This window comes from Aeromonas sp. ASNIH5, assembly GCF_002902865.1.
In the GTDB taxonomy this organism is placed as follows: domain Bacteria; phylum Pseudomonadota; class Gammaproteobacteria; order Enterobacterales; family Aeromonadaceae; genus Aeromonas; species Aeromonas caviae.
This window is the reverse complement of sequence record NZ_CP026122.1, coordinates 615,511-642,056: the sequence shown is the minus strand read 5'-3', so window position 1 is coordinate 642,056 and position 26,546 is coordinate 615,511. Positions and strand designations below refer to the sequence as shown.

Here is a 26,546-nt window from a genome sequence, read left to right as displayed (position 1 = left end):
TCACAGAGCGACGCTCAACAGCCACCCAGCTGCACCGCTACCGAGGACAACCAGCCACGGCGGGAGCTTCCAGAACATAAGTGCGACAAGGGCAACTAATGCCAAGCCGAAGTCTTGCGGCTGAAAGATGGCGCTAGTCCATACAGGCTGATACAGCGCGGCCAGCAGCAAGCCGACTACAGCGGCATTGATCCCGGCCAGCGCAGCTTGGATGCCTGTATTGCGGCGCAAACGCTCCCAAAATGGCATTGATCCGACGACCAGCAAGAACGAGGGCGCGAAGATAGCCAGCAGACACACAATGCCGCCGATCCAGCCCGACGGGGCGGTGTTCATCGAGGCACCAAGAAACGCGGCGAACGTGAACAAAGGGCCGGGCACCGCTTGAGCTGCCCCGTACCCCGCGAGAAAGGATTCATTGTTGACCCAGCCGGAGGGCACCACTTCGGCTTGCAGTAATGGCAGCACAACGTGACCACCGCCGAACACCAGTGATCCGACACGATAGAAGGAATCCACCATTGCCATGGTTTGACTTGGCATCAGTTCGGCCAACACCGGCAGGCCAATCAGCAAGACAAAGAACAGCGAGAGCCAAAGCACGCCGGCCCGGTGACTGACCGTGATAGGTAGGGGGTCATGCTCAACAACTTTCGCTGGCTTGAACAATAACCGGCCTGCGATGCCTGCGATAGCAATCACGCCAACCTGTCCCCACGCGGACGGCACAAGTAAAACGACGCAGGTAGCAATTGCCATGATGGTGACTCGCAGCCCATCCGTGCATAGGTTACGCGCCATGCCCCATACTGCTTGAGCGACCACGGCCACAGCCACCACTTTTAAGCCATGCAACGCGCCCTGCGAGACGTAATCGCCATAGCTGGAGATGCCGAGCGCAAAAAGGATCAAGGCTATGGCAGACGGCAGCGTGAAGCCAGCCCAAGCAGCCAGCGCCCCGCTGTATCCAGCCCGAGACAGTCCTACCGCTATGCCGACCTGGCTGCTTGCAGGCCCTGGCAAGAACTGACAAAGCGCGACCAAGTCAGCATAGCTCCGTTCGGAGAGCCAGCGCCGCCGTGTGACAAATTCGGCGCGGAAGTAGCCCAAGTGCGCAATGGGGCCGCCAAAAGATGTCAATCCAAGCCGCAGAAAAATAAGAAAGACCGACCATGGTCTGCTGTCATCGGTAGGGTTATTCGTCATACTTTCGCCTTCATGATCTGCAACGAGTTGATCAATAATAAGCGAAATTCGATAACGAAATTCGATATAAATCTAGAAAAAAATACCTCTATGTGTACTACGCAGTTTTAGCTGTGGCTTTCACAGGAGCACGCTTACTTACGGCTTAGCGTGCTTTATTTTCCGTTTTCTGAGGCGATCCCTAGGAGCTCGGATCTCAGGACGAAGGTCTCCGCGAATGTCCGGTCGATCCGCGCGACGTCCCAGGCGGGCGTTCCCTTGGCGGACATCCACGCCGCAGCGTCGTGCATCAGCCGCACAACCTCGTCGATATCACCCGAGCAGGCGACCCGAACGTTCGGAGGCTCCTCGCTGTCCATTCGCTCCCCTGGCGCGGTATGAACCGCCGCCTCATAGTGCAGTTTGATCCTGACGAGCCCAGCATGTCTGCGCCCACCTTCGCGGAACCTGACCAGGGTCCGCTAGCGGGCGGCCGGAAGGTGAATGCTAGGCATGATCTAACCCTCGGTCTCTGGCGTCGCGACTGCGAAATTTCGCGAGGGTTTCCGAGAAGGTGATTGCGCTTCGCAGATCTCCAGGCGCGTGGGTGCGGACGTAGTCAGCGCCATTGCCGATCGCGTGAAGTTCCGCCGCAAGGCTCGCTGGACCCAGATCCTTTACAGGAAGGCCAACGGTGGCGCCCAAGAAGGATTTCCGCGACACCGAGACCAATAGCGGAAGCCCCAACGCCGACTTCAGCTTTTGAAGGTTCGACAGCACGTGCAGCGATGTTTCCGGTGCGGGGCTCAAGAAAAATCCCATCCCCGGATCGAGGATGAGCCGGTCGGCAGCGACCCCGCTCCGTCGCAAGGCGGAAACCCGCGCCTCGAAGAACCGCACAATCTCGTCGAGCGCGTCTTCGGGTCGAAGGTGACCGGTGCGGGTGGCGATGCCATCCCGCTGCGCTGAGTGCATAACCACCAGCCTGCAGTCCGCCTCAGCAATATCGGGATAGAGCGCAGGGTCAGGAAATCCTTGGATATCGTTCAGGTAGCCCACGCCGCGCTTGAGCGCATAGCGCTGGGTTTCCGGTTGGAAGCTGTCGATTGAAACACGGTGCATCTGATCGGACAGGGCGTCTAAGAGCGGCGCAATACGTCTGATCTCATCGGCCGGCGATACAGGCCTCGCGTCCGGATGGCTGGCGGCCGGTCCGACATCCACGACGTCTGATCCGACTCGCAGCATTTCGATCGCCGCGGTGACAGCGCCGGCGGGGTCTAGCCGCCGGCTCTCATCGAAGAAGGAGTCCTCGGTGAGATTCAGAATGCCGAACACCGTCACCATGGCGTCGGCCTCCGCAGCGACTTCCACGATGGGGATCGGGCGAGCAAAAAGGCAGCAATTATGAGCCCCATACCTACAAAGCCCCACGCATCAAGCTTTTGCCCATGAAGCAACCAGGCAATGGCTGTAATTATGACGACGCCGAGTCCCGACCAGACTGCATAAGCAACACCGACAGGGATGGATTTCAGAACCAGAGAAAGAAAATAAAATGCGATGCCATAACCGATTATGACAACGGCGGAAGGGGCAAGCTTAGTAAAGCCCTCGCTAGATTTTAATGCGGATGTTGCGATTACTTCGCCAACTATTGCGATAACAAGAAAAAGCCAGCCTTTCATGATATATCTCCCAATTTGTGTAGGGCTTATTATGCACGCTTAAAAATAATAAAAGCAGACTTGACCTGATAGTTTGGCTGTGAGCAATTATGTGCTTAGTGCATCTAACGCCGGAGTTAAGCCGCCGCGCGTAGCGCGGTCGGCTTGAACGAATTGTTAGACATCATTTACCAACTGACTTGATGATCTCGCCTTTCACAAAGCGAATAAATTCTTCCAAGTGATCTGCGCGTGAGGCCAAGTGATCTTCTTTTTGTCCCAGATAAGCTTGCTTAGCTTCAAGTAAGACGGGCTGATACTGGGCAGGTAGGCGTTTTATTGCCCAGTCGGCAGCGACATCCTTCGGCGCGATTTTGCCGGTTATTGCGCTGTACCAAATGCGGGACAACGTAAGCACTACATTTCGCTCATCGCCGGCCCAGTCGGGCTGCGAGTTCCATAGCTTCAAGGTTTCCCTCAGCGCCTCGAATAGATCCTGTTCAGGAACCGGGTCAAAGAATTCCTCCGCTGCCGGACCTACCAAGGCAACGCTATGTTCTCTTGCTTTTGTAAGCAGGATAGCTAGATCAATGTCGATCATGGCTGGCTCGAAGATACCCGCAAGAATGTCATTGCGCTGCCATTCTCCAAATTGCAGCTCGCGCTTAGCCGGATAACGCCACGGGATGATGTCGTCATGCACGACAAGGGTGACTTCTATAGCGCGGAGCGTCTCGCTCTCGCCAGGGAAAGCCGAAGCCTCCATAAGATCATTGAGCAATGCTCGCCGCGTCGTTTCATCAAGCTTTACGGCCACAGTAACCAACAAATCAATATCGCTGTATGGCTTCAGGCCGCCATCCACTGCGGAGCCGTACAAATGCACGGCCAGCAACGTTGATTCCAGATGGCGCTCAATGACGCTTAGCACCTCTGATAGTTGGTTCGAAATTTCGATGGTCACCGCTTCCCTCATGATGTCTAACGGGCGAGGTAAGCCGACCGCAGAATGCGGGTCGGCTTGACCGAAATGTTAGAACCAGAAGCCAAAACGGATAACTTGAATTTGGCGACGGGCGCTAACCGTGAAAAAACGCTGCGCCACCGAGGCGGCACAGCACTGCAAAAACGATAGCTGCTTGCGCTTGCTACGCAAGGGCTAGAGGCCAAAAAGACTGAAAACCTGCGCAGCCCATGCAGGCGAAGCCCGGAAAAAAGGCAAAACAGGCACTGAATAACGCCTGAAAAGCTAAATGCCGTTTGAATAAACATGAGCTAAATAAAGCTGGGTTTCAGTGGTGCTAACGTTGGACGTAACGAGAGCCGGAGCGCAGCGGAGGGAACCAAAATGCGCAGCATTTTGGCGTCCCGTTGACGGAATGGTTAGCCGTTTCGACGCGCATAAACGGAGTGGGTGTACGGAATTACAGCTTGAATGGTTTCGGTTGAGACAAGCTCGAATTCTGTTTCGTTGAGCATTGGGAAGAAGGCGTCACCCTCGAAGGTTTGATGTACCTCAGATAGAAACACGCCGTGGGCGTGAGGTAGTGCCAGAGTGTATATCTCAGCTCCGCCCGCGACGTAGAGTTCATTGCCGAGTTCGGATGCCAAAGCGATAGCGTGCGACAGCGTTGAAACAACTACGCAGCCAGTGGCGCGGTAGTTAGCTTGGCGTGAGATTACCAATGTGTGACGGTTCGGTAGAGGCTTGCCGATAGACTCAAAGGTCTTTCGCCCCATGACAACGACTTTTCCCTCAGTGAGTCTGCGAAAAATCTTCTGCTCACCCGGAATTTTCCAGGGGATATTAGGACCATTGCCAATAACCCGATTGGCTCCCATCGCAGCAACGAGATAAATGCGTACTGATTCCGAGTTCATATGGCTAACTTTGTTTTAGGGCGACTGCCCTGCTGCGTAACATCGTTGCTGCTCCATAACATCAAACATCGACCCACGGCGTAACGCGCTTGCTGCTTGGATGCCCGAGGCATAGACTGTACAAAAAAACAGTCATAACAAGCCATGAAAACCGCCACTGCGCCGTTACCACCGCTGCGTTCGGTCAAGGTTCTGGACCAGTTGCGTGAGCGCATACGCTACTTGCATTACAGTTTACGAACCGAACAGGCTTATGTCAACTGGGTTCGTGCCTTCATCCGTTTCCACGGTGTGCGTCACCCGGCAACCTTGGGCAGCAGCGAAGTCGAGGCATTTCTGTCCTGGCTGGCGAACGAGCGCAAGGTTTCGGTCTCCACGCATCGTCAGGCATTGGCGGCCTTGCTGTTCTTCTACGGCAAGGTGCTGTGCACGGATCTGCCCTGGCTTCAGGAGATCGGAAGACCTCGGCCGTCGCGGCGCTTGCCGGTGGTGCTGACCCCGGATGAAGTGGTTCGCATCCTCGGTTTTCTGGAAGGCGAGCATCGTTTGTTCGCCCAGCTTCTGTATGGAACGGGCATGCGGATCAGTGAGGGTTTGCAACTGCGGGTCAAGGATCTGGATTTCGATCACGGCACGATCATCGTGCGGGAGGGCAAGGGCTCCAAGGATCGGGCCTTGATGTTACCCGAGAGCTTGGCACCCAGCCTGCGCGAGCAGCTGTCGCGTGCACGGGCATGGTGGCTGAAGGACCAGGCCGAGGGCCGCAGCGGCGTTGCGCTTCCCGACGCCCTTGAGCGGAAGTATCCGCGCGCCGGGCATTCCTGGCCGTGGTTCTGGGTTTTTGCGCAGCACACGCATTCGACCGATCCACGGAGCGGTGTCGTGCGTCGCCATCACATGTATGACCAGACCTTTCAGCGCGCCTTCAAACGTGCCGTAGAACAAGCAGGCATCACGAAGCCCGCCACACCGCACACCCTCCGCCACTCGTTCGCGACGGCCTTGCTCCGCAGCGGTTACGACATTCGAACCGTGCAGGATCTGCTCGGCCATTCCGACGTCTCTACGACGATGATTTACACGCATGTGCTGAAAGTTGGCGGTGCCGGAGTGCGCTCACCGCTTGATGCGCTGCCGCCCCTCACTAGTGAGAGGTAGGGCAGCGCAAGTCAATCCTGGCGGATTCACTACCCCTGCGCGAAGGCCATCGGTGCCGCATCGAACGGCCGGTTGCGGAAAGTCCTCCCTGCGTCCGCTGATGGCCGGCAGCAGCCCGTCGTTGCCTGATGGATCCAACCCCTCCGCTGCTATAGTGCAGTCGGCTTCTGACGTTCAGTGCAGCCGTCTTCTGAAAACGACAGTCAGAATAGAGTCTGCTTTCCCATTTTTTGACACATGCCCGCGAAGGTTATAGATTTCAGCCTGACAGAAATGGGCTTTGAGGCACAACGGAACAGAAAGTGCACTTAAGCCGCCTTCAACCAAGGAGACATCGTGCAGGGGCACCGCATCGGCTACGTCCGGGTCAGCAGCTTTGACCAGAACCCGGAACGCCAGCTGGAACAAACCCAGGTGAGCAAGGTGTTCACCGACAAGGCATCGGGCAAGGACACCCAGCGCCCCCAGCTCGAAGCGCTGCTGAGCTTCGTCCGCGAAGGCGATACAGTGGTGGTGCACAGCATGGATCGGCTGGCCCGCAACCTCGATGACCTGCGTCGCTTGGTACAGAAGCTGACTCAGCGCGGCGTGCGCATCGAGTTCCTGAAGGAGGGCCTGGTGTTCACTGGCGAGGACTCGCCGATGGCCAACCTGATGCTGTCGGTGATGGGGGCCTTCGCTGAGTTCGAGCGCGCCCTGATCCGCGAGCGGCAGCGTGAGGGCATCGCCTTGGCCAAGCAGCGTGGCGCGTACCGGGGCCGCAAGAAAGCCCTGTCCGATGAGCAGGCTGCTACCCTGCGGCAGCGAGCGACGGCCGGCGAGCCCAAGGCGCAGCTTGCCCGCGAGTTCAACATCAGCCGGGAAACCCTCTACCAGTACCTCCGCACGGACGACTGACACATGCCGCGTCGCTTGATCCTCTCGGCCACGGAGCGGGACACCCTGCTTGCGCTGCCGGAAAGCCAGGATGACCTGATCCGCTACTACACCTTCAACGACTCCGACCTGTCGCTGATCCGCCAGCGACGCGGCGACGCCAACCGCCTCGGCTTCGCCGTGCAGCTCTGCCTGCTGCGCTACCCCGGTTACGCGCTGGGAACCGACAGCGAGCTGCCCGAGCCGGTCATCCTGTGGGTGGCGAAGCAAGTCCAGGCCGAGCCGGCGAGCTGGGCAAAGTACGGCGAGCGCGACGTGACCCGTCGCGAGCATGCCCAGGAACTGCGCACCTACCTGCAACTGGCCCCGTTCGGCCTGTCCGACTTCCGCGCCCTGGTGCGCGAGCTAACCGAGCTGGCCCAGCAGACCGACAAAGGCTTGCTGCTGGCCGGTCAGGCCCTGGAGAGCCTACGGCAGAAACGACGCATCCTGCCGGCGCTGAGCGTGATTGACCGGGCCTGCTCGGAAGCCATTGCGCGAGCCAATCGGCGGGTCTACCGCGCCCTGGTCGAACCACTCACGGACTCGCATCGGGCCAAGCTGGACGAGCTGTTGAAGCTCAAGGCCGGCAGCAGCATCACCTGGTTGACCTGGCTGCGCCAGGCACCGCTGAAACCCAACTCTCGGCACATGCTGGAACACATCGAGCGGCTGAAGACATTTCAGTTGGTGGACTTGCCCGAAGGCCTGGGCCGGCACATCCACCAGAACCGCCTGCTCAAGCTGGCCCGCGAGGGTGGGCAGATGACGCCCAAAGACCTCGGTAAGTTCGAGCCGCAGCGCCGCTACGCGACCCTGGCCGCCGTGGTGCTGGAGAGCACCGCGACCGTGATCGATGAGCTGGTCGATCTGCATGACCGCATCCTGGTCAAGCTGTTCAGCGGCGCGAAGCACAAGCATCAGCAGCAGTTCCAGAAGCAGGGCAAGGCGATCAACGACAAGGTGCGCCTGTACTCCAGGATCGGCCAGGCGCTGCTGGAAGCGAAGGAAAGCGGCAGCGACCCCTATGCCGCCATCGAGGCGGTGATTCCCTGGGACGAGTTCACCGAGAGCGTCAGCGAGGCCGAGCTGCTGGCCCGGCCGGAAGGCTTCGACCACCTGCACCTGGTCGGCGAGAACTTCGCCACCCTGCGCCGTTACACGCCGGCCTTGCTGGAGGTGCTGGAACTGCGCGCCGCGCCGGCCGCGCAAGGCGTGCTGGCAGCCGTGCAGACCCTGCGTGAGATGAACGCCGACAACCTGCGCAAGGTGCCGGCCGATGCACCCACGGCCTTCATCAAGCCGCGCTGGAAGCCGCTGGTGATCACCCCGGAAGGCCTCGACCGGAAATTCTACGAAATCTGCGCCCTGTCCGAGCTGAAGAACGCCCTGCGCTCCGGCGACATCTGGGTCAAGGGCTCGCGGCAGTTCCGCGACTTCGACGACTACCTGCTGCCGGCCGAGAAGTTCGCCGCACTCAAGCGCGAGCAGGCCCTGCCCCTGGCGATCAACCCGAACAGCGACCAGTACCTGGAAGAGCGTTTGCAGCTGCTGGACGAGCAGTTGGCCACCGTCACCCGCCTGGCCAAGGACAACGAGCTGCCCGATGCCATCCTCACCGAGTCAGGGCTGAAAATCACCCCGCTGGATGCGGCGGTGCCGGATCGGGCGCAGGCGCTGATCGACCAAACCAGCCAGTTACTGCCGCGCATCAAGATCACCGAACTGCTGATGGACGTGGACGACTGGACGGGCTTCAGCCGCCACTTCACCCACTTGAAGGACGGGGCCGAGGCCAAAGACAGGACGTTGCTGCTGTCCGCAATCCTCGGTGATGCGATCAACCTCGGGCTGACCAAGATGGCCGAGTCGAGCCCCGGCCTGACCTACGCCAAGCTGTCCTGGCTGCAAGCCTGGCACATCCGCGACGAAACCTATTCGGCGGCCTTGGCCGAGCTGGTCAACCACCAGTATCGCCACGCCTTTGCCGCCCACTGGGGCGACGGCACGACCTCATCCTCCGATGGCCAGCGCTTCCGCGCGGGTGGCCGGGGCGAGAGCACCGGGCACGTCAACCCGAAGTACGGTAGCGAGCCGGGACGGCTGTTCTATACCCATATCTCCGACCAGTACGCGCCGTTCAGCACCCGCGTGGTGAATGTCGGCGTCCGCGATTCCACCTATGTGCTCGACGGCCTGCTGTACCACGAGTCCGACCTGCGGATCGAGGAGCACTACACCGACACGGCCGGCTTCACCGATCACGTCTTTGCCCTGATGCACCTGCTAGGCTTCCGCTTCGCGCCGCGCATCCGCGACCTCGGCGAAACCAAGCTGTACGTGCCGCAGGGCGTGCAAGCCTACCCGACGTTGCGCCCGCTGATCGGCGGCACCCTGAACATCAAGCACGTGCGTGCCCACTGGGACGACATCCTGCGCCTGGCCAGCTCGATCAAGCAGGGCACCGTCACCGCCTCGCTGATGCTGCGCAAGCTCGGCAGCTACCCGCGCCAGAACGGACTGGCCGTGGCCCTGCGCGAGCTGGGCCGGATCGAGCGCACGCTGTTCATCCTGGACTGGCTGCAAAGTGTTGAACTGCGCCGCCGCGTGCATGCCGGCCTGAACAAAGGTGAGGCGCGCAACTCGCTGGCCAGGGCGGTGTTCTTCAACCGCCTTGGGGAAATCAGGGATCGGAGCTTCGAGCAGCAGCGCTACCGGGCCAGCGGCCTCAACCTGGTGACGGCGGCTATCGTGCTGTGGAACACGGTGTACCTGGAACGCGCCACCCAGGGGTTGGTCGAGGCCGGCAAGCCGGTGGACGGCGAGCTGCTGCAATTCCTGTCGCCGCTGGGCTGGGAGCACATCAACCTAACCGGCGATTACGTCTGGCGGCAGAGCCGCAGACTGGAAGACGGGAAGTTTCGGCCCTTACGGATGCCCGGAAAACCTTAGCGTACGATTTTTTCCGAATTCTGCGGGCTCCCCTATCTCATCTGCGCAAGGCAGAACGTGAAGACGGCCGCCCTGGACCTCGCCCGCGAGCGCCAGGCGCACGAGGCCGGCGCGCGGACCCGCGCCACGGCCCACGAGCGGACGCCGCAGCAGGAGCGCCAGAAGGCCGCCAGAGAGGCCGAGCGCGGCCGTGAGGCTTGGACGCTAGGGCAGGGCATGAAAAAGCCCGTAGCGGGCTGCTACGGGCGTCTGACGCGGTGGAAAGGGGGAGGGGATGTTGTCTACATGGCTCTGCTGTAGTGAGTGGGTTGCGCTCCGGCAGCGGTCCTGATCAATCGTCACCCTTTCTCGGTCCTTCAACGTTCCTGACAACGAGCCTCCTTTTCGCCAATCCATCGACAATCACCGCGAGTCCCTGCTCGAACGCTGCGTCCGGACCGGCTTCGTCGAAGGCGTCTATCGCGGCCCGCAACAGCGGCGAGAGCGGAGCCTGTTCAACGGTGCCGCCGCGCTCGCCGGCATCGCTGTCGCCGGCCTGCTCCTCAAGCACGGCCCCAACAGTGAAGTAGCTGATTGTCATCAGCGCATTGACGGCGTCCCCGGCCGAAAAACCCGCCTCGCAGAGGAAGCGAAGCTGCGCGTCGGCCGTTTCCATCTGCGGTGCGCCCGGTCGCGTGCCGGCATGGATGCGCGCGCCATCGCGGTAGGCGAGCAGCGCCTGCCTGAAGCTGCGGGCATTCCCGATCAGAAATGAGCGCCAGTCGTCGTCGGCTCTCGGCACCGAATGCGTATGATTCTCCGCCAGCATGGCTTCGGCCAGTGCGTCGAGCAGCGCCCGCTTGTTCCTGAAGTGCCAGTAAAGCGCCGGCTGCTGAACCCCCAACCGTTCCGCCAGTTTGCGTGTCGTCAGACCGTCTACGCCGACCTCGTTCAACAGGTCCAGGGCGGCACGGATCACTGTATTCGGCTGCAACTTTGTCATGCTTGACACTTTATCACTGATAAACATAATATGTCCACCAACTTATCAGTGATAAAGAATCCGCGCGTTCAATCGGACCAGCGGAGGCTGGTCCGGAGGCCAGACGTGAAACCCAACAGACCCCTGATCGTAATTCTGAGCACTGTCGCGCTCGACGCTGTCGGCATCGGCCTGATTATGCCGGTGCTGCCGGGCCTCCTGCGCGATCTGGTTCACTCGAACGACGTCACCGCCCACTATGGCATTCTGCTGGCGCTGTATGCGTTGATGCAATTTGCCTGCGCACCTGTGCTGGGCGCGCTGTCGGATCGTTTCGGGCGGCGGCCGGTCTTGCTCGTCTCGCTGGCCGGCGCTGCTGTCGACTACGCCATCATGGCGACGGCGCCTTTCCTTTGGGTTCTCTATATCGGGCGGATCGTGGCCGGCATCACCGGGGCGACTGGGGCGGTAGCCGGCGCTTATATTGCCGATATCACTGATGGCGATGAGCGCGCGCGGCACTTCGGCTTCATGAGCGCCTGTTTCGGGTTCGGGATGGTCGCGGGACCTGTGCTCGGTGGGCTGATGGGCGGTTTCTCCCCCCACGCTCCGTTCTTCGCCGCGGCAGCCTTGAACGGCCTCAATTTCCTGACGGGCTGTTTCCTTTTGCCGGAGTCGCACAAAGGCGAACGCCGGCCGTTACGCCGGGAGGCTCTCAACCCGCTCGCTTCGTTCCGGTGGGCCCGGGGCATGACCGTCGTCGCCGCCCTGATGGCGGTCTTCTTCATCATGCAACTTGTCGGACAGGTGCCGGCCGCGCTTTGGGTCATTTTCGGCGAGGATCGCTTTCACTGGGACGCGACCACGATCGGCATTTCGCTTGCCGCATTTGGCATTCTGCATTCACTCGCCCAGGCAATGATCACCGGCCCTGTAGCCGCCCGGCTCGGCGAAAGGCGGGCACTCATGCTCGGAATGATTGCCGACGGCACAGGCTACATCCTGCTTGCCTTCGCGACACGGGGATGGATGGCGTTCCCGATCATGGTCCTGCTTGCTTCGGGTGGCATCGGAATGCCGGCGCTGCAAGCAATGTTGTCCAGGCAGGTGGATGAGGAACGTCAGGGGCAGCTGCAAGGCTCACTGGCGGCGCTCACCAGCCTGACCTCGATCGTCGGACCCCTCCTCTTCACGGCGATCTATGCGGCTTCTATAACAACGTGGAACGGGTGGGCATGGATTGCAGGCGCTGCCCTCTACTTGCTCTGCCTGCCGGCGCTGCGTCGCGGGCTTTGGAGCGGCGCAGGGCAACGAGCCGATCGCTGATCGTGGAAACGATAGGCCTATGCCATGCGGGTCAAGGCGACTTCCGGCAAGCTATACGCGCCCTAGGAGTGCGGTTGGAACGTTGGCCCAGCCAGATACTCCCGATCACGAGCAGGACGCCGATGATTTGAAGCGCACTCAGCGTCTGATCCAAGAACAACCATCCTAGCAACACGGCGGTCCCCGGGCTGAGAAAGCCCAGTAAGGAAACAACTGTAGGTTCGAGTCGCGAGATCCCCCGGAACCAAAGGAAGTAGGTTAAACCCGCTCCGATCAGGCCGAGCCACGCCAGGCCGAGAACATTGGTTCCTGTAGGCATCGGGATTGGCGGATCAAACACTAAAGCTACTGGAACGAGCAGAAGTCCTCCGGCCGCCAGTTGCCAGGCGGTAAAGGTGAGCAGAGGCACGGGAGGTTGCCACTTGCGGGTCAGCACGGTTCCGAACGCCATGGAAACCGCCCCCGCCAGGCCCGCTGCGACGCCGACAGGATCTAGCGCTGCGTTTGGTGTCAACACCAACAGCGCCACGCCCGCAGTTCCGCAAATAGCCCCCAGGACCGCCATCAATCGTATCGGGCTACCTAGCAGAGCGGCAGAGATGAACACGACCATCAGCGGCTGCACAGCGCCTACCGTCGCCGCGACCCCGCCCGGCAGGCGGTAGACCGAAATAAACAACAAGCTCCAGAATAGCGAAATATTAAGTGCGCCGAGGATGAAGATGCGCATCCACCAGATTCCCGTTGGAATCTGTCGGACGATCATCACGAGCAATAAACCCGCCGGCAACGCCCGCAGCATCGCGACCGTCATCGGTGAGAAGTTCGGCAGGTATTGGGTGGTGACAATGTAGGTGCTGCCCCAAATGGCAGGTGCTATCGCTGTGAACAATAAATCGGGCGTGCGTAATGACATGCGATTACAAGACCTCCGCTACGGCGATGGGTTTTTGAGAGTTGCAGGCGCCGCGATGACCGCACCCTGACTTGGACTGGCCCTGCCTCGCACCAATCCACCTGCGGCTATGGCCGCGATCATGCGAGGCCCGAAAATTACACGACCTGTACACGTCCGCCGAACCCGGAACGCAACAGAGCTTCGTGGGCATCCCGATCCGGGTCGTAGCAGCAGTCCTGGACCAAACGCACGTCGTAGTCCGCATCACTAGCCCAGGCGACGCTTGAAAGAACAACGCCGGTGGTGCTTATCCCGGCCATGACAAGCGTGCTTACGCCGCGCGTCCGAAGGTCGGCGTCGAGCGCCGTGCCATAAAAGACGCTGGCTCGCGGACATGCATAGAAAAGGTCGCCCCGTTCGATCGCAAGCCCTTCGACGGGCAGACCGGTGCGAAATCGTCCGCTCGGGAGATACGGTGAGATTTGGCGATTCGTCGCCGGCGGCGCATGTTCATACTCTTCGCCGAGCGAAAAGTTGGGGAACAGCACGGGCCGGCCGCGCAAGGCGTGCTGGCAGCCGTGCAGACCCTGCGTGAGATGAACGCCGACAACCTGCGCAAGGTGCCGGCCGATGCACCCACGGCCTTCATCAAGCCGCGCTGGAAGCCGCTGGTGATCACCCCGGAAGGCCTCGACCGGAAATTCTACGAAATCTGCGCCCTGTCCGAGCTGAAGAACGCCCTGCGCTCCGGCGACATCTGGGTCAAGGGCTCGCGGCAGTTCCGCGACTTCGACGACTACCTGCTGCCGGCCGAGAAGTTCGCCGCACTCAAGCGCGAGCAGGCCCTGCCCCTGGCGATCAACCCGAACAGCGACCAGTACCTGGAAGAGCGTTTGCAGCTGCTGGACGAGCAGTTGGCCACCGTCACCCGCCTGGCCAAGGACAACGAGCTGCCCGATGCCATCCTCACCGAGTCAGGGCTGAAAATCACCCCGCTGGATGCGGCGGTGCCGGATCGGGCGCAGGCGCTGATCGACCAAACCAGCCAGTTACTGCCGCGCATCAAGATCACCGAACTGCTGATGGACGTGGACGACTGGACGGGCTTCAGCCGCCACTTCACCCACTTGAAGGACGGGGCCGAGGCCAAAGACAGGACGTTGCTGCTGTCCGCAATCCTCGGTGATGCGATCAACCTCGGGCTGACCAAGATGGCCGAGTCGAGCCCCGGCCTGACCTACGCCAAGCTGTCCTGGCTGCAAGCCTGGCACATCCGCGACGAAACCTATTCGGCGGCCTTGGCCGAGCTGGTCAACCACCAGTATCGCCACGCCTTTGCCGCCCACTGGGGCGACGGCACGACCTCATCCTCCGATGGCCAGCGCTTCCGCGCGGGTGGCCGGGGCGAGAGCACCGGGCACGTCAACCCGAAGTACGGTAGCGAGCCGGGACGGCTGTTCTATACCCATATCTCCGACCAGTACGCGCCGTTCAGCACCCGCGTGGTGAATGTCGGCGTCCGCGATTCCACCTATGTGCTCGACGGCCTGCTGTACCACGAGTCCGACCTGCGGATCGAGGAGCACTACACCGACACGGCCGGCTTCACCGATCACGTCTTTGCCCTGATGCACCTGCTAGGCTTCCGCTTCGCGCCGCGCATCCGCGACCTCGGCGAAACCAAGCTGTACGTGCCGCAGGGCGTGCAAGCCTACCCGACGTTGCGCCCGCTGATCGGCGGCACCCTGAACATCAAGCACGTGCGTGCCCACTGGGACGACATCCTGCGCCTGGCCAGCTCGATCAAGCAGGGCACCGTCACCGCCTCGCTGATGCTGCGCAAGCTCGGCAGCTACCCGCGCCAGAACGGACTGGCCGTGGCCCTGCGCGAGCTGGGCCGGATCGAGCGCACGCTGTTCATCCTGGACTGGCTGCAAAGTGTTGAACTGCGCCGCCGCGTGCATGCCGGCCTGAACAAAGGTGAGGCGCGCAACTCGCTGGCCAGGGCGGTGTTCTTCAACCGCCTTGGGGAAATCAGGGATCGGAGCTTCGAGCAGCAGCGCTACCGGGCCAGCGGCCTCAACCTGGTGACGGCGGCTATCGTGCTGTGGAACACGGTGTACCTGGAACGCGCCACCCAGGGGTTGGTCGAGGCCGGCAAGCCGGTGGACGGCGAGCTGCTGCAATTCCTGTCGCCGCTGGGCTGGGAGCACATCAACCTAACCGGCGATTACGTCTGGCGGCAGAGCCGCAGACTGGAAGACGGGAAGTTTCGGCCCTTACGGATGCCCGGAAAACCTTAGCGTACGATTTTTTCCGAATTCTGCGGGCTCCCCAAAAAGGAAGACAAAAAAAGCCAGGTACGAATTCCTTGTACCTGGCATAGGGGAATTGGCTCCTTGCAGAGCCGTGCGCTAACTGGTATGCGGATAGCCTTAAGCTTAGACAAGGCTCTAGGCATTTCAAGAACCGGGTAAAAGTTCAACCAGAGTGGGGGTTTTTCAGACTCGAACAGGCGCTATTATTGCTCGAGCGACCCACTCTCACGCATTGAACAGGTTGTTGTCCCGTACCAGCTCCCGGGGCAGGGCATTTTTGATGCGACTCCCCACCCATTTCCCCATGCCGAGCGGGTGCCCCTGGTAACGAACGATCACTTCCCCACTCCCGGCATCCTGCTCTGGCCAGACATCTCGTCCCATCATGAATTCACGGGCATTGGCGGCATCCAGCTCGACGCATCCCTTACTCGCCTCATGGCCGTAAGCCAGAGCCCATTCATGGGTCAATCGATATCCCTTCTTGAAGGTCTCAGCCAGCTTGATGCCGATGCGATCGAAGCGCAGCTTCCCCTGTACCTGCTCGAAGGCGTGAGGGAAGAGCCAGATCTCGTCATTGCGGCCAAACAGTTGGCCATGGGGCACGATGCCAAAATTCCCTTCAATCTCCCGCAGCATGGGGCCAGCCTCTTTCTCTGACAGCGGCGAGAAGGGGAACTTGCCGAGCTTGCCCGGTTTGAACATGGTGTTGGGCACGGAGTGATGCTTGCGTAACCGGGCGACGAAAAAGCCTTCACTGTCGAAGATCTGGGGCCAAACGTGCAAGTATCCCTCCGCTGTACAGGCTTTCTCCGCTTCCGGAAAGAGATCGGCCAACGAGTCAAAGCTGAAGGCATCACCGAACTTCTCTTGCAGTGACTGACAGACGGCCTGATTCTCTTGCAGGCTCAGGGTGCAGGTGGAGTAGACCAGTACGCCGCCGGGTTTGAGGGCGTGAAAAGCGCTCTCCAGCAGGCCACGCTGCACCGCGGCAATCTCGTCGATGCTCTCGAGACTCCAGTTGCGCAGCGCGTCTTCATCTTTTCGCACCGTCCCCTCGCCGGAGCAGGGGGCGTCGAGCAGGATGGCGTCGAAGGTTTCAGGCAGCCATTGGCCAAAGACCTTGGCATCGAAATGGGTCATGCCGACGTTGGTCACACCGCAGCGCTGGATATTGGCGCTCAGCACTTTCAACCTGCTGCTGGAAAACTCGTTGGCGATCAGCATGCCGCGGTTTTCCATCAGCGCCGCGATCTGGGTAGTCTTGGAGCCAGGGGCGGCGGCCGCGTCCAGCAACATGCCATCCCCTCTGGTTTGCTCACTGGCAAAGAGCGCCGTCACCGGCAACATGGAGCTCGCTTCCTGGATATAGAAGAGGCCGCACAAATGCTCGGCCGTGTTGCCAAGGGGAACGCTCTCATCGCTGCGGGTGAGCCAGAAGCCGGCTGCACACCAGGGCACGGGATCCAGCTGCCAACCAAGCGGCGCCATACGGGCGACAAACTCGGATACCGTGATCTTGAGGGTGTTGACCCTGATGCTGCGCCGCAGCGGCTGCCGGCAACTCGCCACGAATGCCTCCATGGAGAGATGGGATGGCATGAACTCCGCAATGTGACGCAGGAAGTGATCGGGGAGGTAGGTGTTGTCGTGCACGGCGCAATCTCGCTGACCCAAAATGAGGGGCGACATCTTACCACAGTGCGCGGCCCTTCTTGATGGGGGAGTCCATGAGGCCATAAAAAAACCGGCACAAGGCCGGTTTTTGACGAACAGGGGAATAACTCAGGGCAAGATGCGGGGGCTCCACTCCAGCCACTCTTTCTCTGCCTTGGCATGAAGCGGATAACGATGGCCCGCCTTGACGGTCGCGCCCATTTCCCGCTCCGGCGTATTGAAGGCAATCCCGCCTGCCAGCAGGCTTTGCACCGTTTCGACCTCGATGGTGCCACCGGTCAGCCCGATATCGGCCTTGACCCCGGAGACATTCCAGAAGCGGCTATTGGCGCGTATCAGATGGGCGTACTGTCCATCCACATTCACATCGATCAGTACCTCACTGCCATCCCGGGCCAGGGTCACGCCGGTGACGCTGCCCACGACCATCTTGCGAAACAGCAGGGGGCTGCCCACGCTGATGCCATCGACGGAGGGGCTCTTGAGGGTCAGGGCAAGACCGGCGGGGCCACTCTGGCTCAAGGGGAAGGTCTCCTTGCCAGCCCCCCGGCCCGGTGTCGCCTCCACAAAGGCCCCCTTGATCAGGGTATCGAGGTGGGCAACCCCCCCCAGCCCGACCTTGGCCTGCACCAGGGCATAGCGTGCCCCGGATTGCAGGAAACGCGCGGCATATTGCTCATTCAGCTCGGCCTTGAAGCTTACCTGGCCCAGGGTCGGGTCCAGTTCCACCTGCTCTACTTTGCCGATGTCCACTCCGCGATAGCGGATGGGGCTGCCAACCCCGAGACCCGGGTTGTGATCCGCCGTGAGCGTGAGGGTACGCACCTGGGAGCTTGCCTGCTCCTTGCTGTCAAAGAGCTGATGACTGCTGCGACCTGTCCCCAGCTTGTCGAATTCGATGGCACCACGCAGCAGGGTGGCGAGGTTCCCCATCTTGACCTGCACGCCGTCGAGCCGGATCTTGCCGTCGATGGCGGCCTTCTTCCAGAACTGAGGTTGCTGCTTGAGCAAAGGAGCATAGATGGCATCGATCTCCAGGGTGATGGCCACACCGCGACCATCGGCATCCAGCGCCTTGACCTTGCCCGCTTCCAGTCCCAGGTAGAGGACGGGGGAGCCCACACCGATACCATCAGCCTGAGCGGCACGCAGCGTCCAGCTGACCGCTTTGGCATGGCGGCTCCCAAGCAGGGCCAGCTCCTGGCTGGGGTAGAGGCGGTCAATCCTGTCACCCTTCGCAGCCTGTACCAGCTTGATGCCCCCCGCCAACCAGGCACTGGCCGGGCTGGTCTCCACCTTGATACCGCTGAGATCCGCCTCCACCTGCAAGGGGGCGGCGCGATAGAAGCGAGCCCGTTGCAGCAGATGGCGATAACGCTCGTTCACCAGCAACTCGACACTGGCATTGCCGCCGGCATCCAGGGTCAGTGCCCCGAGCTGACCTATCTGCAACCCCTTGAACCAGAGCGGAGCCCCTTCGCTCAAACCGGCGAGATCCTCTGCCTGCAGGGTCAGCTTGATGCCGCCGCGCTGTGCCTGGCTCTCCAGGGTCATGGTGTTGACCCGTTTACCGGGTTCATAGTCCAGACGAATGGCGGGCCCGGCCAGCAGGCGATCCGCATGCTTGATCCCGGCAGGGGAGAGAGAGACCGTCTCCCACACCAGACGACTCTTGCCGGTCACCCGGAACGCCTGTTCGGGGTTGATGAGGGCCGTCACGCTCCGCCCCTGCTCGGTCAGACGAATGGGGTCTATGCGTCCAATCTCGATGCCCTCATAGAGGATGGGCATCCCTTCCTTGATGGGCAGAGTCCCCGCCTGGATGGTGATGCGCTCACCCCGGGCGGCCTCGGCCAGCCCCTTGTAGAGGATGAAGTTGACCCCCTTTTGCGCCACGGGAGAATCCTTGGGGGAGTCAAACGCAATGCCGCCGCTCAGGATGGAGGTGAGACTGCCCGCCTCCACGCTGACGCCAGCCAGGCTGAAGGAGCCCTTGATGCCGCTGATGTTCCAGAATCGGGTATCCGCCTTGACGAGGTGCTCGAAGCGCGGCTCGATCACCAGATCCAGGATCACGTTCTGGTTCTCTTCCCCAAGACGGGTGTTGATGACACTGCCCACCTCCAGCCCGCGGAAATAGATCTTGGCACCGATGCCCACCGACCCCAGAGAATCGGCTGTCAGGTGCAGGGTTCGCCCCTGGGCCTGATAACCGGGGGGAGGGCCATCCAGGGCATCGAACTCATCCTCCAGCGGGTTGTTCTCCCGTCCGGGTTGCAGGTTGATGTAGTTGCCGGACACCAGGGTGTCCAGGCCGGAGATCTCGGTCAGTGACGCCTTCGGACTCACCAGCCAGAAGTCGGAGCCCTTGCGTATGAGGGAGCGGGCACGGCTGTCCACCTTGGCCAGCACCGCAATCTTGCGACCATCCTGTGCCAGTTCCAGCTCCTGGACCACGCCGATGGCGACCCCCTGATAGCGCAGCTGGGTCTTGCCCGGCAAGATACCGTTGCCCTGGGCAAAGTTGATGCGAATGAGTTGACCACTGCTCGTCCACTGCTGGTAGAGAAAGCCTCCCGCCAGCAAGAGGGCGATGAAGGGCAGCAACCAGACCGGTGATAACCAGCGGTGCTTCTCAATGACGGGCTCAGCCCCGACCATACCGACTCCTTACATTGGCTGTGATGCACAGCGCGTTCGACACAAAAAACATTAACGGGCCGCCTTGTCCCACAACAGGCGGGTATCGAGCATCCTGGCCGACATCATGGTGAGCACCACCACGCCGGCGAACGCCGTCGCCCCGGGGCCGGCACGCACGTTGAGCAGCACGCCGCGATCCACCAGGGCCACCATCAGCGAGATGACGAACAGGTCCAGCATGGACCAGCGTCCGATGAAATCGATGATGCGGTACATGACGAGCTGGCGTTTGCGGCGCACCGGCTTGCTGCGCTGCAACTGCCAGCAGATCCAGCCAAGACCCAGGATCTTGCCGATGGGCACGATGATGCTCGCGGTCAGTACTATGGTGGCGATGCCGGACATCTTGCTGCGATAGAGCGCCATGATACCGCTGAAAATGGTATCGGACTGCAATAATCCCTTGTTGTAGAAGTGGGTGATGGGCAGCAGGTTCGCAGGCAACAACATGAAGGTGGCCAGCGCCAACAGGCCCCATGACCAGGCGAGGGAATGGGGGATGCGCATCTGCAAGGGGGTGTGACAACGAGGGCAGCTCATGCCGTGTTGATGGCGCACCAGCAACCCGCAGGTATGGCAGCGGCAAAGCCCCAGTTCACGGGCGCTGATCGGGGACATGGTCCGGCTCCCGGGAGGCATGTTGCAGCGGAATCCGCTCCCAGTAAGGGGCAGGATCAAAGAGGATCAGCAGCGTCATGTTGAGCAGCATCAGACAACCCAGGCTCAGCAGACCGCCTCCCAGGCGCACGTCGGCGATGTCGATAAGTTTGAACAGGGCGACCAGCAGGCTGACGATGTACACCTCCAGCATGGCCCAGTGGCGAAATACCTCGACCGCTTTGAGGGTCCACGCCAGCAGATGCCAGCGCTTGGCCAGGCCGGAGGCGAGGGCAAAGATCCCGAGCAGCAGCCCCGTCGGCGCCAGCACGGCGCACCAGAGCACCAGTGTTGCCACCCAGAGCTCGCTCTCGGCATACAGCATCATAATTCCCTTGATCAGGTTGGCGTCCGAGTTCACGCCCGCCAGACGAAGATAGATCAAAGGCTCAAAAAACGCGGAAGGCAGCAACAGGAATCCGGTGATGGTCAGCGCCATCAACTGGGAAGGGCGAAAGGCATAGCGCCCATAGAGATGCTGATGACAGCGGGGGCAATGGGCGTGACGGCGCAGCGGCAGCAACTTGCGTTCGATCAGCAAGTCACAGGCCGGACAGACAATCACCGAGTGCGGATCCGACATACGATTCAACCTGTTGAAGGAATTGATGAAATTTACCTTAAAACGCCTGCCCTGTCTTGCCGCGCTGCACACCCCCCTTTGAAAAGACGTGTTTTCCGCTGTGAACTGGCCGGCCAAGCAGGGGCTGGCGATGCATGCCGACATGCTGAGGGTATTTGCAATACTGTATATACGTACATATACTTGCAATCACTATCATCAGGAGGGCGCCGCGATGGCCGTTGAGATCAAGTATGTTGTGGTACGTGGGGGAGTGGAGAAGATGACCTTTGCCAGCAAGAAAGAGGCGGATGCCTATGACAAACTGCTGGACACCGCCGATGAGCTGATGACACTGCTGGCGGGTGCGCCGGTCGCGCTTGCACCGGAACAGCAGGAGAGTCTGGCCTTTTATCTGGCCGAGCAGCGGGATCAGTTGCAGCAGGTATTGCGCGGTGGAAAAGGGCAGGGGAATCCCCCCAAAGAAGACAAGCAGGATACTGAACTGCCAAAGGGGAAGCCCCTGAAGAGCGTGGCTTGAGACGAAAGGGCGGGGAAGGGGATGTGAGGCAGAACCCGCTATCTCATTCATGAAAAGTGCAACTTAAGTCATTGTCACGACTCTTTTCCCCGAGAATTTTCCAACCAGACCGCATATTCATTGAATATGCCGATTGCTCGTCATCATGGGGTATCACAGCAAGATGCCTCAGGTCGTTGCCCCCAAGGCGCACTGCAAGCCCTGATGCCGATAACCCCATTTATCGGCATCAGGGGGTTGCGGCCCCGTTCAAAACATTCAACCGACATCACACACCATCATGACTCATCCAGCACTTCCACCCGCCATGCCACTGTTCGATAGCGTGGACCACCTTGAGGCGGGCAATCCCCAGGTCAACCAGTACCTCGCCACCCTGAGTCTTGGCAAGGTCCCCGACGCGGGGATCGTGTATGAGCTGGCCGTCGACTGGCTGCTGGAGCAGCGCCACAGCGAAAACAACTACAAGACCTATCGCAGTGAGCTGACCACTTTTTTGCACTGGTGTTTTTGCGAGGTGGCCATCAGCCCCAGGGATCTCACCAGGCGCATCATGATGCGCTATCTCGACTATTGCCAGGCGCCACCGTCCGGACTGATTGCCTATCGCAACGTCGCCCAGTTCGTGCTCGACAAGGAGTGGGGGGAACGGTTGCCAAACCCCCTGTGGCGTCCGTTTCTTGGCAAGCGGGAACTGGGCCGGGAGCTGCCGTATCGACTGAGTGAGCAGGCGATGAAGACAAAACTCGCCATTTTGTCCGCCTTCTTCCAGTTTCTCATCCAGGAGGAGTACATGGATCGCAATCCGGCTCTCCTGCTGCAGCGGGTTAAACGTGCGGGCCCCCAGGAGGCTGGTGAAGACGCACAATCCTTCACCGAACTGCAATGGTCCTATGTGATGCAAGCCGCCGAACAGCTCGCTGCCGAATGCCCGGCACAACATGAGCGCAGCCGCTTTCTCATCTGTCTGATGTATGCCTGTTATCTGCGGATTTCCGAGGTGGCGGCCAGGCCGGGTTTCAGCCCCGTCATGGGCCAGTTTCGACGTGACGCCAAAACGGGCGTCTGGGGTTATGACATTCCCCGCAGCAAAGGCGGTAAACGTCGCACCGTGGCCGTTTCTCAGGCTCTGCTCGAAGCCCTGGCTCGCTATCGTACCTTTCTTGGACTTTCGCCACTGCCGGCCCCCGGAGAGCAAACCCCGCTGTTCGTACGCCACAAGGCGGCGGCCCATGGCCGCGAACAAGGCGAACTCAATGCCAATCTGGGTATCCGCCAGCTACGAGACCTGGTAATGGCGGTATTTGAACAGGCTGCAAGCCTTGCCGAACAAGACTGTTTTGATCAGGATGCCGCTGAAATGCGAACCCTGACGCCGCACTCCATTCGCCACACCGGTATCACCCATGACATCAATCTGCACGGCAGGCCTTTATCCCACGTACAAGCCGATGCGGGACATGACAGCATCGACACCACCTCCAAGTACCTGCACACCGGCAACCGGGAACGTCACGAGAGTGCCAGCCGCAAGCCGCTGGACCACTTGCTCGACCAGGACCGTACATATGATTGATAACCAGTGGTGAACAATAAAACTGCACTCATAGCCAAGACGCGGGACCTAAAGGCAATCCTTGATTGACCATGCCCTGGGACTCATAAATCCGACATCGCGCATAATGTCGCGTTTGGTTAAATGCCCATGTGAAGCCCGCCGATAAGCCAGCCCACGCAATTTTGCTGGTTTATCAGGTATTTACTTGGATGGAACGAGAGTTGACCAAAAACTTCATTTTTCGTTGGTTTGAATGCGGTTTATCGGAAGAGGAGACGGCAAATCTATGTTTCGTTTCTGTGAGGCAGGTCACAAATTGGGATAAGGGTAAAGAGATCCCACCTGTCTATAAACGGCTTATGCGTATGGCATCTGGGCGGGAGCTGCCCACGATTTTCAAGGAGTGGAAGGGATGGCGGATGAAGAATGACTGCCTGATCGCACCGAATGGCGTCATGTTCGACAGAAGGAGGATCGAGGCGCTGGCCATCATCCAGGCCGAGCTGTCAGAGAAGCAGAAGGAAGCCTTCCACTGGCGGAAGAAACTAGGTATCAAGTAGACAGGGGAGGGGGCGCAAGCCCCCTTTTTCCTGATCTGGACAGGCTTGCAAACGTTTTCAGTTGAATGCAAGATAATTCAACACACACATAAAAACATGGGGATAGGTTCGGATGGGGCCCGTTATTGCTCATGGCAAACATACCTCCAGCATTTCTGAACAAGTGATCCAAAGCCAACTGATAGGGGCGTTCAACTCGGAAGGTTGCAGGATTTGGGTTGACAGCGTGAAGTCTCTCATCGCCAGCCTTGACGGTCGTCCGTTCTGCTTCCTCGTCGATACAAGAAGCTACGAGGGCGGCACCGATGAGGCTCTCAGTACAGCTAATGACTTCAATGGTTGGCTCAACGGCCAGAAGATGGTCGCTAAAGCTCATGTCATCAGATCCCAGGTACTACACGACATCGCGATTGAGCGAGTACCCAACATAAAGCAGCAGAATGTCAGAACCTTCAAGAACCAGGAGGACGCCATGGCTTGGTTGATGGAAGAGCTGAGGCTATCCGCAGTCGGCCAAGCATGAATACCGCATCCACCTGGGGAACTGCCCAGGAAGGATGGCGGAAGAAGCTAGGCATCGAGTAGGCAGGGCGGGGGGCGCAAGCCCCCTTTTCGTTGTGGACGCTCTGGGAGCCATGCGGGTAGAATTCCCCCCGTATTACTACACGGGGGGGGCTTTAAGTGAATACAGCATTTAAATATATGAGTTATCTAGGGGTTGAATATTTTGAAAATCCGACATTCAGGATATCTTTAGTCGAAGAACTCAATGACCCTTTTGAAGGTAGTTTATCGGATGATATTGATAGAATTGTAGATGAAATGATGAAATCAATGATTTCTGAAGATGACATTGATGCTGATAAAGAGGAAGAATTAAAAAAAGTAGTAGAGAGAAACATAAAAGGGACACTAAATGGCGCTGGTGTCATTTCTTTTAGCGAAACACATAGAAATTTATTAATGTGGGCACATTATGCAGACAACCATGAAGGTATCTGCATTGAAGTTGAAACAGACTGGTCAAAATCAAAGCCTAGGCTATATGATACATTATCAAATGCATTGCACTCCTTTCAACGAGTAAAATACGATACAAGGAGAGCTGATTATAGCGACATAGTAGAAATAAACGTCCAAAATCAGAATAAAATAACAATTGATCTATGCATGAAACACCTAACCCTTAAAAGTGATGAATGGATGTACGAGAAAGAGCATAGAAATATAATGTCTTTTCTTGAGGCTGATTACGTCAAATTGAAACCAGGAAAAACAATACCCAAAGAACTTAGAAATAGAATAAACAAATCAAAAATAAAGTATCTTGATAATGGTTATACAACAACCGAATGCTCCGACCTTGAGTTCTTTGACAATGTATTTGAAAGCAATTTATTTATGTACTTAAGCAAAGTTCCTGCAAACAAAATAAAAAGAATCTACCTTGGAGCTAGGTTTAATGAAAAGGATAAGATTATAAATGCATTTAAGAATCCAAATCATCCATTGCATGTATCTATTCACCAGGACGGGGTTGACGGCATCAGTTCTGCCGGGATGGGATAATCTGTCTTCTCGATGCACGCCCTGACCACGGCCCTCAACCACTCCTGTGGGCAGCGGCCCAATCGCTTGCCGGTCTCCACCAACGACAGGATGCGCTGGCGAAACAGCTCGCCCCGGTGAGACCACACGCCGTAGCTACCCTTGCGCCAGAGCACATAGCCACGCAGCGCCCGCTCCGCCTCGTTGTTGGTCAGCGCTATTTCGTCGTCAGTCATAAACCGCCACAGCATCTCGTCATCCCGCAGCAGCAACTGGCATCGTCCACGGTAGCGTTTGCTGCACAACAGGGCGCCGCGCTCCAACTGGCTTCGCCAGCTTTGCCGGTAACGCGCGAGCCTGCGCAGGTATTTCTGCTTGCTCAACGCACCGCTTTCCCAACGGTGCCGGGTACGAAACACCGCATCCGCCAGCAAGACCAACCGGGCACCGATGGGCTGGTTGCACTGCTCGCTACTCTCGGCGATGGCCACGAGATTGCGGGCCACGTGGGCCCAGCACAGTTGCCGCTGGTCGGCGTCGATAAACCGGTAGCCGGCGTACTGGTCGGTCACCAGCACCCCGTCAAACTCGGCGCCCAGCAGCCGCTTGGCCGCCTCCTGACCACGGCCATAGGCCGTCATGAAGCAGACGGCTATCTTGCTCAGCGCCAGCCACATCCAGCGGCGCTCTCCACCCCGCTGATGCCGGGTCTCATCGGCATGAACGTGGGTGGCCGTCTGCACCTGCTGCTTGATGGCCTGGTAGGTCGGGGTGAGCATGGCACTCACCCGCCCCTGCGCCTCACTGATGGCGCCCCGGCTAAAACTCAGGCCGAAATGCTGTTTGAGCTGCTGCTGTATCTGGCTGACGCTCTGGTGAAACTGGCCGCTTTGCAGCGCGATGTAGCTGAGCAGATTGGCCCCCATCTGGCTGCTGCTGACGTTGTCTGGCAGTGCGGCCTGGGTCGTGCCGATACACCGTGAGCAGGTCGCACGATACAGTTGGTGTTCGGTGACGAGATAGCTCACCTCGGGCAGCTCGAACACCTGATGAACCTGATAGGGTTTGGCATGGGCCACCATGTCCCCGCCACAGCAAGCGCAATCGGCGGCAGGGTAATGCGGGACCAGGGTCAGGCGGGCATCAAGCGGATGCCGCTCGCGGCGATGTCCCTTGTGACCGGGCTGCGCCCCCCGTTGCTTGCCGGACGCCGGACGCTTGCGGGCCGGCGGCGGTGCACCGGGGCCGTCGCTGGAAGGCGGCTTGGAGGAGTTGCCGCTGTGCTGATTGAGGCGGTCCTCCAGCTCGGCGATGCGGTCGAGGAGCTTATAAATCAGCTCGTTGGCCTGCTCCAGAGTGGTGGGCATTCCCGCGGAATGCATGGTGTTTTTGCTCATGGGGGGAGCGTATCTAAGGAGCAGGATCAAGCAAGCAGGAAAGTGGGATCAAGAGACGATCGTCTCATTTTTCCTGTGTCAA

The 26,546-nt window shown here is 59.5% G+C and carries 24 protein-coding genes and 1 pseudogene; 10 read left to right on the top strand and 15 right to left on the bottom strand.

What is annotated here, in order from left to right:
- The 7 genes from chrA to dfrA12 form a co-directional block, all read right to left on the bottom strand.
- A complete protein-coding gene (gene chrA / locus C2U30_RS02810; protein WP_000184001.1) occupies positions 1 to 1,206 on the bottom strand; it encodes a chromate efflux transporter in 1,206 nt (401 codons plus the stop codon).
- 155 nt (positions 1,207 to 1,361) lie between these two features.
- Complete coding sequence (locus C2U30_RS02805; protein ID WP_000376616.1) at positions 1,362 to 1,565, bottom strand: hypothetical protein; 204 nt, start codon at positions 1,563 to 1,565, stop codon at positions 1,362 to 1,364.
- 127 nt (positions 1,566 to 1,692) lie between these two features.
- Positions 1,693 to 2,532, bottom strand: coding sequence for a sulfonamide-resistant dihydropteroate synthase Sul1 (gene sul1, locus C2U30_RS02795; RefSeq protein ID WP_000259031.1), 840 nt, complete (start codon positions 2,530 to 2,532; stop codon positions 1,693 to 1,695).
- Entirely contained in the window at positions 2,526 to 2,873 is a 348-nt protein-coding gene (locus C2U30_RS02790; RefSeq protein ID WP_000679427.1) for a quaternary ammonium compound efflux SMR transporter QacE delta 1, read from the bottom strand. The genes sul1 and C2U30_RS02790 overlap by 7 nt, the downstream gene beginning before the upstream one ends.
- 163 nt (positions 2,874 to 3,036) lie before the next feature.
- Positions 3,037 to 3,828 (bottom strand): ANT(3'')-Ia family aminoglycoside nucleotidyltransferase AadA2, encoded by a 792-nt coding sequence (locus C2U30_RS02785; protein ID WP_001206356.1) that lies wholly within the window; start codon positions 3,826 to 3,828, stop codon positions 3,037 to 3,039.
- Between the two features lie 5 nt (positions 3,829 to 3,833).
- On the bottom strand, positions 3,834 to 4,124 hold the full coding sequence (locus tag C2U30_RS22590) for a DUF1010 domain-containing protein (protein WP_001336345.1): 291 nt from the start codon (positions 4,122 to 4,124) through the stop codon (positions 3,834 to 3,836).
- Between the two features lie 111 nt (positions 4,125 to 4,235).
- Positions 4,236 to 4,733, bottom strand: a complete 498-nt coding sequence (dfrA12, locus tag C2U30_RS02780; RefSeq protein WP_001083725.1) for a trimethoprim-resistant dihydrofolate reductase DfrA12 — start codon at positions 4,731 to 4,733, stop codon at positions 4,236 to 4,238.
- A gap of 144 nt (positions 4,734 to 4,877) precedes the next feature.
- Between dfrA12 and intI1 the strand changes: the two genes are divergently transcribed.
- The 3 genes from intI1 to C2U30_RS02760 all read left to right on the top strand — a co-directional run bounded on the left by intI1 (position 4,878) and on the right by C2U30_RS02760 (position 9,758).
- Positions 4,878 to 5,891, top strand: a complete 1,014-nt coding sequence (gene intI1, locus C2U30_RS02775) for a class 1 integron integrase IntI1 (protein ID WP_000845054.1) — start codon at positions 4,878 to 4,880, stop codon at positions 5,889 to 5,891.
- A gap of 336 nt (positions 5,892 to 6,227) precedes the next feature.
- Positions 6,228 to 6,788: a recombinase family protein gene (locus C2U30_RS02765; RefSeq protein WP_001161490.1), complete on the top strand. Its 561-nt coding sequence runs from the start codon at positions 6,228 to 6,230 to the stop codon at positions 6,786 to 6,788.
- Positions 6,789 to 6,791: 3 nt separating this feature from the next.
- Positions 6,792 to 9,758, top strand: coding sequence for a Tn3-like element TnAs1 family transposase (locus C2U30_RS02760; RefSeq protein WP_001138014.1), 2,967 nt, complete (start codon positions 6,792 to 6,794; stop codon positions 9,756 to 9,758).
- Between the two features lie 331 nt (positions 9,759 to 10,089).
- Here the strand turns inward: C2U30_RS02760 and tetR(A) are convergent, their stop codons facing one another.
- Entirely contained in the window at positions 10,090 to 10,740 is a 651-nt protein-coding gene (gene tetR(A), locus C2U30_RS02750; protein WP_000164043.1) for a tetracycline resistance transcriptional repressor TetR(A), read from the bottom strand.
- Between the two features lie 105 nt (positions 10,741 to 10,845).
- Between tetR(A) and tet(A) the strand changes: the two genes are divergently transcribed.
- Positions 10,846 to 12,045: a tetracycline efflux MFS transporter Tet(A) gene (gene tet(A), locus C2U30_RS02745; protein WP_000804064.1), complete on the top strand. Its 1,200-nt coding sequence runs from the start codon at positions 10,846 to 10,848 to the stop codon at positions 12,043 to 12,045.
- A 31-nt stretch (positions 12,046 to 12,076) separates the two neighbouring features.
- On the opposite strand, the gene C2U30_RS02740 is transcribed toward tet(A), so the two are convergent.
- Positions 12,077 to 12,961 (bottom strand): DMT family transporter, encoded by an 885-nt coding sequence (locus C2U30_RS02740; protein ID WP_000058717.1) that lies wholly within the window; start codon positions 12,959 to 12,961, stop codon positions 12,077 to 12,079.
- A gap of 137 nt (positions 12,962 to 13,098) precedes the next feature.
- Positions 13,099 to 13,491 (bottom strand): cysteine hydrolase family protein, encoded by a 393-nt coding sequence (locus C2U30_RS02735; protein ID WP_001351729.1) that lies wholly within the window; start codon positions 13,489 to 13,491, stop codon positions 13,099 to 13,101.
- Between the two features lie 3 nt (positions 13,492 to 13,494).
- Between C2U30_RS02735 and C2U30_RS02730 the strand changes: the two are divergent.
- Positions 13,495 to 15,246 (top strand): annotated as a pseudogene (locus C2U30_RS02730) (Tn3-like element TnAs1 family transposase); the annotation flags it as partial.
- A 240-nt stretch (positions 15,247 to 15,486) separates the two neighbouring features.
- Here the strand turns inward: C2U30_RS02730 and rsmF are convergent.
- The 4 genes from rsmF to C2U30_RS02705 all read right to left on the bottom strand — a co-directional run bounded on the left by rsmF (position 15,487) and on the right by C2U30_RS02705 (position 20,881).
- Positions 15,487 to 16,917 (bottom strand): 16S rRNA (cytosine(1407)-C(5))-methyltransferase RsmF, encoded by a 1,431-nt coding sequence (gene rsmF / locus C2U30_RS02720; protein WP_103244631.1) that lies wholly within the window; start codon positions 16,915 to 16,917, stop codon positions 15,487 to 15,489.
- Between the two features lie 129 nt (positions 16,918 to 17,046).
- Entirely contained in the window at positions 17,047 to 19,599 is a 2,553-nt protein-coding gene (locus tag C2U30_RS02715; protein ID WP_048207697.1) for an MlaD family protein, read from the bottom strand.
- Positions 19,600 to 19,650: 51 nt separating this feature from the next.
- Positions 19,651 to 20,259: a paraquat-inducible protein A gene (locus tag C2U30_RS02710; RefSeq protein ID WP_010674753.1), complete on the bottom strand. Its 609-nt coding sequence runs from the start codon at positions 20,257 to 20,259 to the stop codon at positions 19,651 to 19,653.
- Positions 20,237 to 20,881, bottom strand: coding sequence for a paraquat-inducible protein A (locus C2U30_RS02705; RefSeq protein WP_010674754.1), 645 nt, complete (start codon positions 20,879 to 20,881; stop codon positions 20,237 to 20,239). The genes C2U30_RS02710 and C2U30_RS02705 overlap by 23 nt, the downstream gene beginning before the upstream one ends.
- A gap of 214 nt (positions 20,882 to 21,095) precedes the next feature.
- Here C2U30_RS02705 and C2U30_RS02700 point away from each other — a divergent pair, with 214 nt between their 5' ends.
- The 5 genes from C2U30_RS02700 to C2U30_RS02680 all read left to right on the top strand — a co-directional run bounded on the left by C2U30_RS02700 (position 21,096) and on the right by C2U30_RS02680 (position 25,088).
- Positions 21,096 to 21,401 (top strand): YebG family protein, encoded by a 306-nt coding sequence (locus C2U30_RS02700; RefSeq protein WP_103243120.1) that lies wholly within the window; start codon positions 21,096 to 21,098, stop codon positions 21,399 to 21,401.
- A gap of 280 nt (positions 21,402 to 21,681) precedes the next feature.
- The gene (locus C2U30_RS02695; RefSeq protein ID WP_043152718.1) at positions 21,682 to 22,977 is read left to right on the top strand and encodes a tyrosine-type recombinase/integrase; all 1,296 of its coding nucleotides are present in this window, start codon (positions 21,682 to 21,684) and stop codon (positions 22,975 to 22,977) included.
- Positions 22,978 to 23,168: 191 nt separating this feature from the next.
- On the top strand, positions 23,169 to 23,519 hold the full coding sequence (locus C2U30_RS02690) for a DUF3653 domain-containing protein (protein ID WP_042877952.1): 351 nt from the start codon (positions 23,169 to 23,171) through the stop codon (positions 23,517 to 23,519).
- A 112-nt stretch (positions 23,520 to 23,631) separates the two neighbouring features.
- Positions 23,632 to 24,042 carry a hypothetical protein gene (locus C2U30_RS02685; RefSeq protein WP_042877955.1) on the top strand — a complete coding sequence of 137 codons (411 nt, stop codon included), beginning with the start codon at positions 23,632 to 23,634 and terminating at the stop codon, positions 24,040 to 24,042.
- A 158-nt stretch (positions 24,043 to 24,200) separates the two neighbouring features.
- On the top strand, positions 24,201 to 25,088 hold the full coding sequence (locus tag C2U30_RS02680; protein ID WP_158654830.1) for a DUF2971 domain-containing protein: 888 nt from the start codon (positions 24,201 to 24,203) through the stop codon (positions 25,086 to 25,088).
- On the opposite strand, the gene C2U30_RS02675 is transcribed toward C2U30_RS02680, so the two are convergent.
- Positions 25,043 to 26,464, bottom strand: coding sequence for an IS66-like element ISKpn15 family transposase (locus C2U30_RS02675; protein ID WP_032495448.1), 1,422 nt, complete (start codon positions 26,462 to 26,464; stop codon positions 25,043 to 25,045). The two genes, C2U30_RS02680 and C2U30_RS02675, sit on opposite strands and share 46 nt — an antisense overlap.
- Positions 26,465 to 26,546 lie beyond the last annotated feature (82 nt).

Coding starts and splice junctions, on each gene's coding strand:
- chrA (WP_000184001.1), bottom strand. CDS start 1,206: ATGACGAATAACCCTACCGATGACAGCAGACCATGGTCGGTCTTTCTT.
- C2U30_RS02805 (WP_000376616.1), bottom strand. CDS start 1,565: ATGGACAGCGAGGAGCCTCCGAACGTTCGGGTCGCCTGCTCGGGTGAT.
- sul1 (WP_000259031.1), bottom strand. CDS start 2,532: ATGGTGACGGTGTTCGGCATTCTGAATCTCACCGAGGACTCCTTCTTC.
- C2U30_RS02790 (WP_000679427.1), bottom strand. CDS start 2,873: ATGAAAGGCTGGCTTTTTCTTGTTATCGCAATAGTTGGCGAAGTAATC.
- C2U30_RS02785 (WP_001206356.1), bottom strand. CDS start 3,828: ATGAGGGAAGCGGTGACCATCGAAATTTCGAACCAACTATCAGAGGTG.
- C2U30_RS22590 (WP_001336345.1), bottom strand. CDS start 4,124: ATGTTTATTCAAACGGCATTTAGCTTTTCAGGCGTTATTCAGTGCCTG.
- dfrA12 (WP_001083725.1), bottom strand. CDS start 4,733: ATGAACTCGGAATCAGTACGCATTTATCTCGTTGCTGCGATGGGAGCC.
- intI1 (WP_000845054.1), top strand. CDS start 4,878: ATGAAAACCGCCACTGCGCCGTTACCACCGCTGCGTTCGGTCAAGGTT.
- C2U30_RS02760 (WP_001138014.1), top strand. CDS start 6,792: ATGCCGCGTCGCTTGATCCTCTCGGCCACGGAGCGGGACACCCTGCTT.
- C2U30_RS02740 (WP_000058717.1), bottom strand. CDS start 12,961: ATGTCATTACGCACGCCCGATTTATTGTTCACAGCGATAGCACCTGCC.
- C2U30_RS02715 (WP_048207697.1), bottom strand. CDS start 19,599: ATGGTCGGGGCTGAGCCCGTCATTGAGAAGCACCGCTGGTTATCACCG.
- C2U30_RS02710 (WP_010674753.1), bottom strand. CDS start 20,259: ATGTCCCCGATCAGCGCCCGTGAACTGGGGCTTTGCCGCTGCCATACC.
- C2U30_RS02705 (WP_010674754.1), bottom strand. CDS start 20,881: ATGTCGGATCCGCACTCGGTGATTGTCTGTCCGGCCTGTGACTTGCTG.
- C2U30_RS02700 (WP_103243120.1), top strand. CDS start 21,096: ATGGCCGTTGAGATCAAGTATGTTGTGGTACGTGGGGGAGTGGAGAAG.
- C2U30_RS02695 (WP_043152718.1), top strand. CDS start 21,682: ATGACTCATCCAGCACTTCCACCCGCCATGCCACTGTTCGATAGCGTG.
- C2U30_RS02690 (WP_042877952.1), top strand. CDS start 23,169: ATGGAACGAGAGTTGACCAAAAACTTCATTTTTCGTTGGTTTGAATGC.
- C2U30_RS02685 (WP_042877955.1), top strand. CDS start 23,632: ATGGGGCCCGTTATTGCTCATGGCAAACATACCTCCAGCATTTCTGAA.
- C2U30_RS02675 (WP_032495448.1), bottom strand. CDS start 26,464: ATGAGCAAAAACACCATGCATTCCGCGGGAATGCCCACCACTCTGGAG.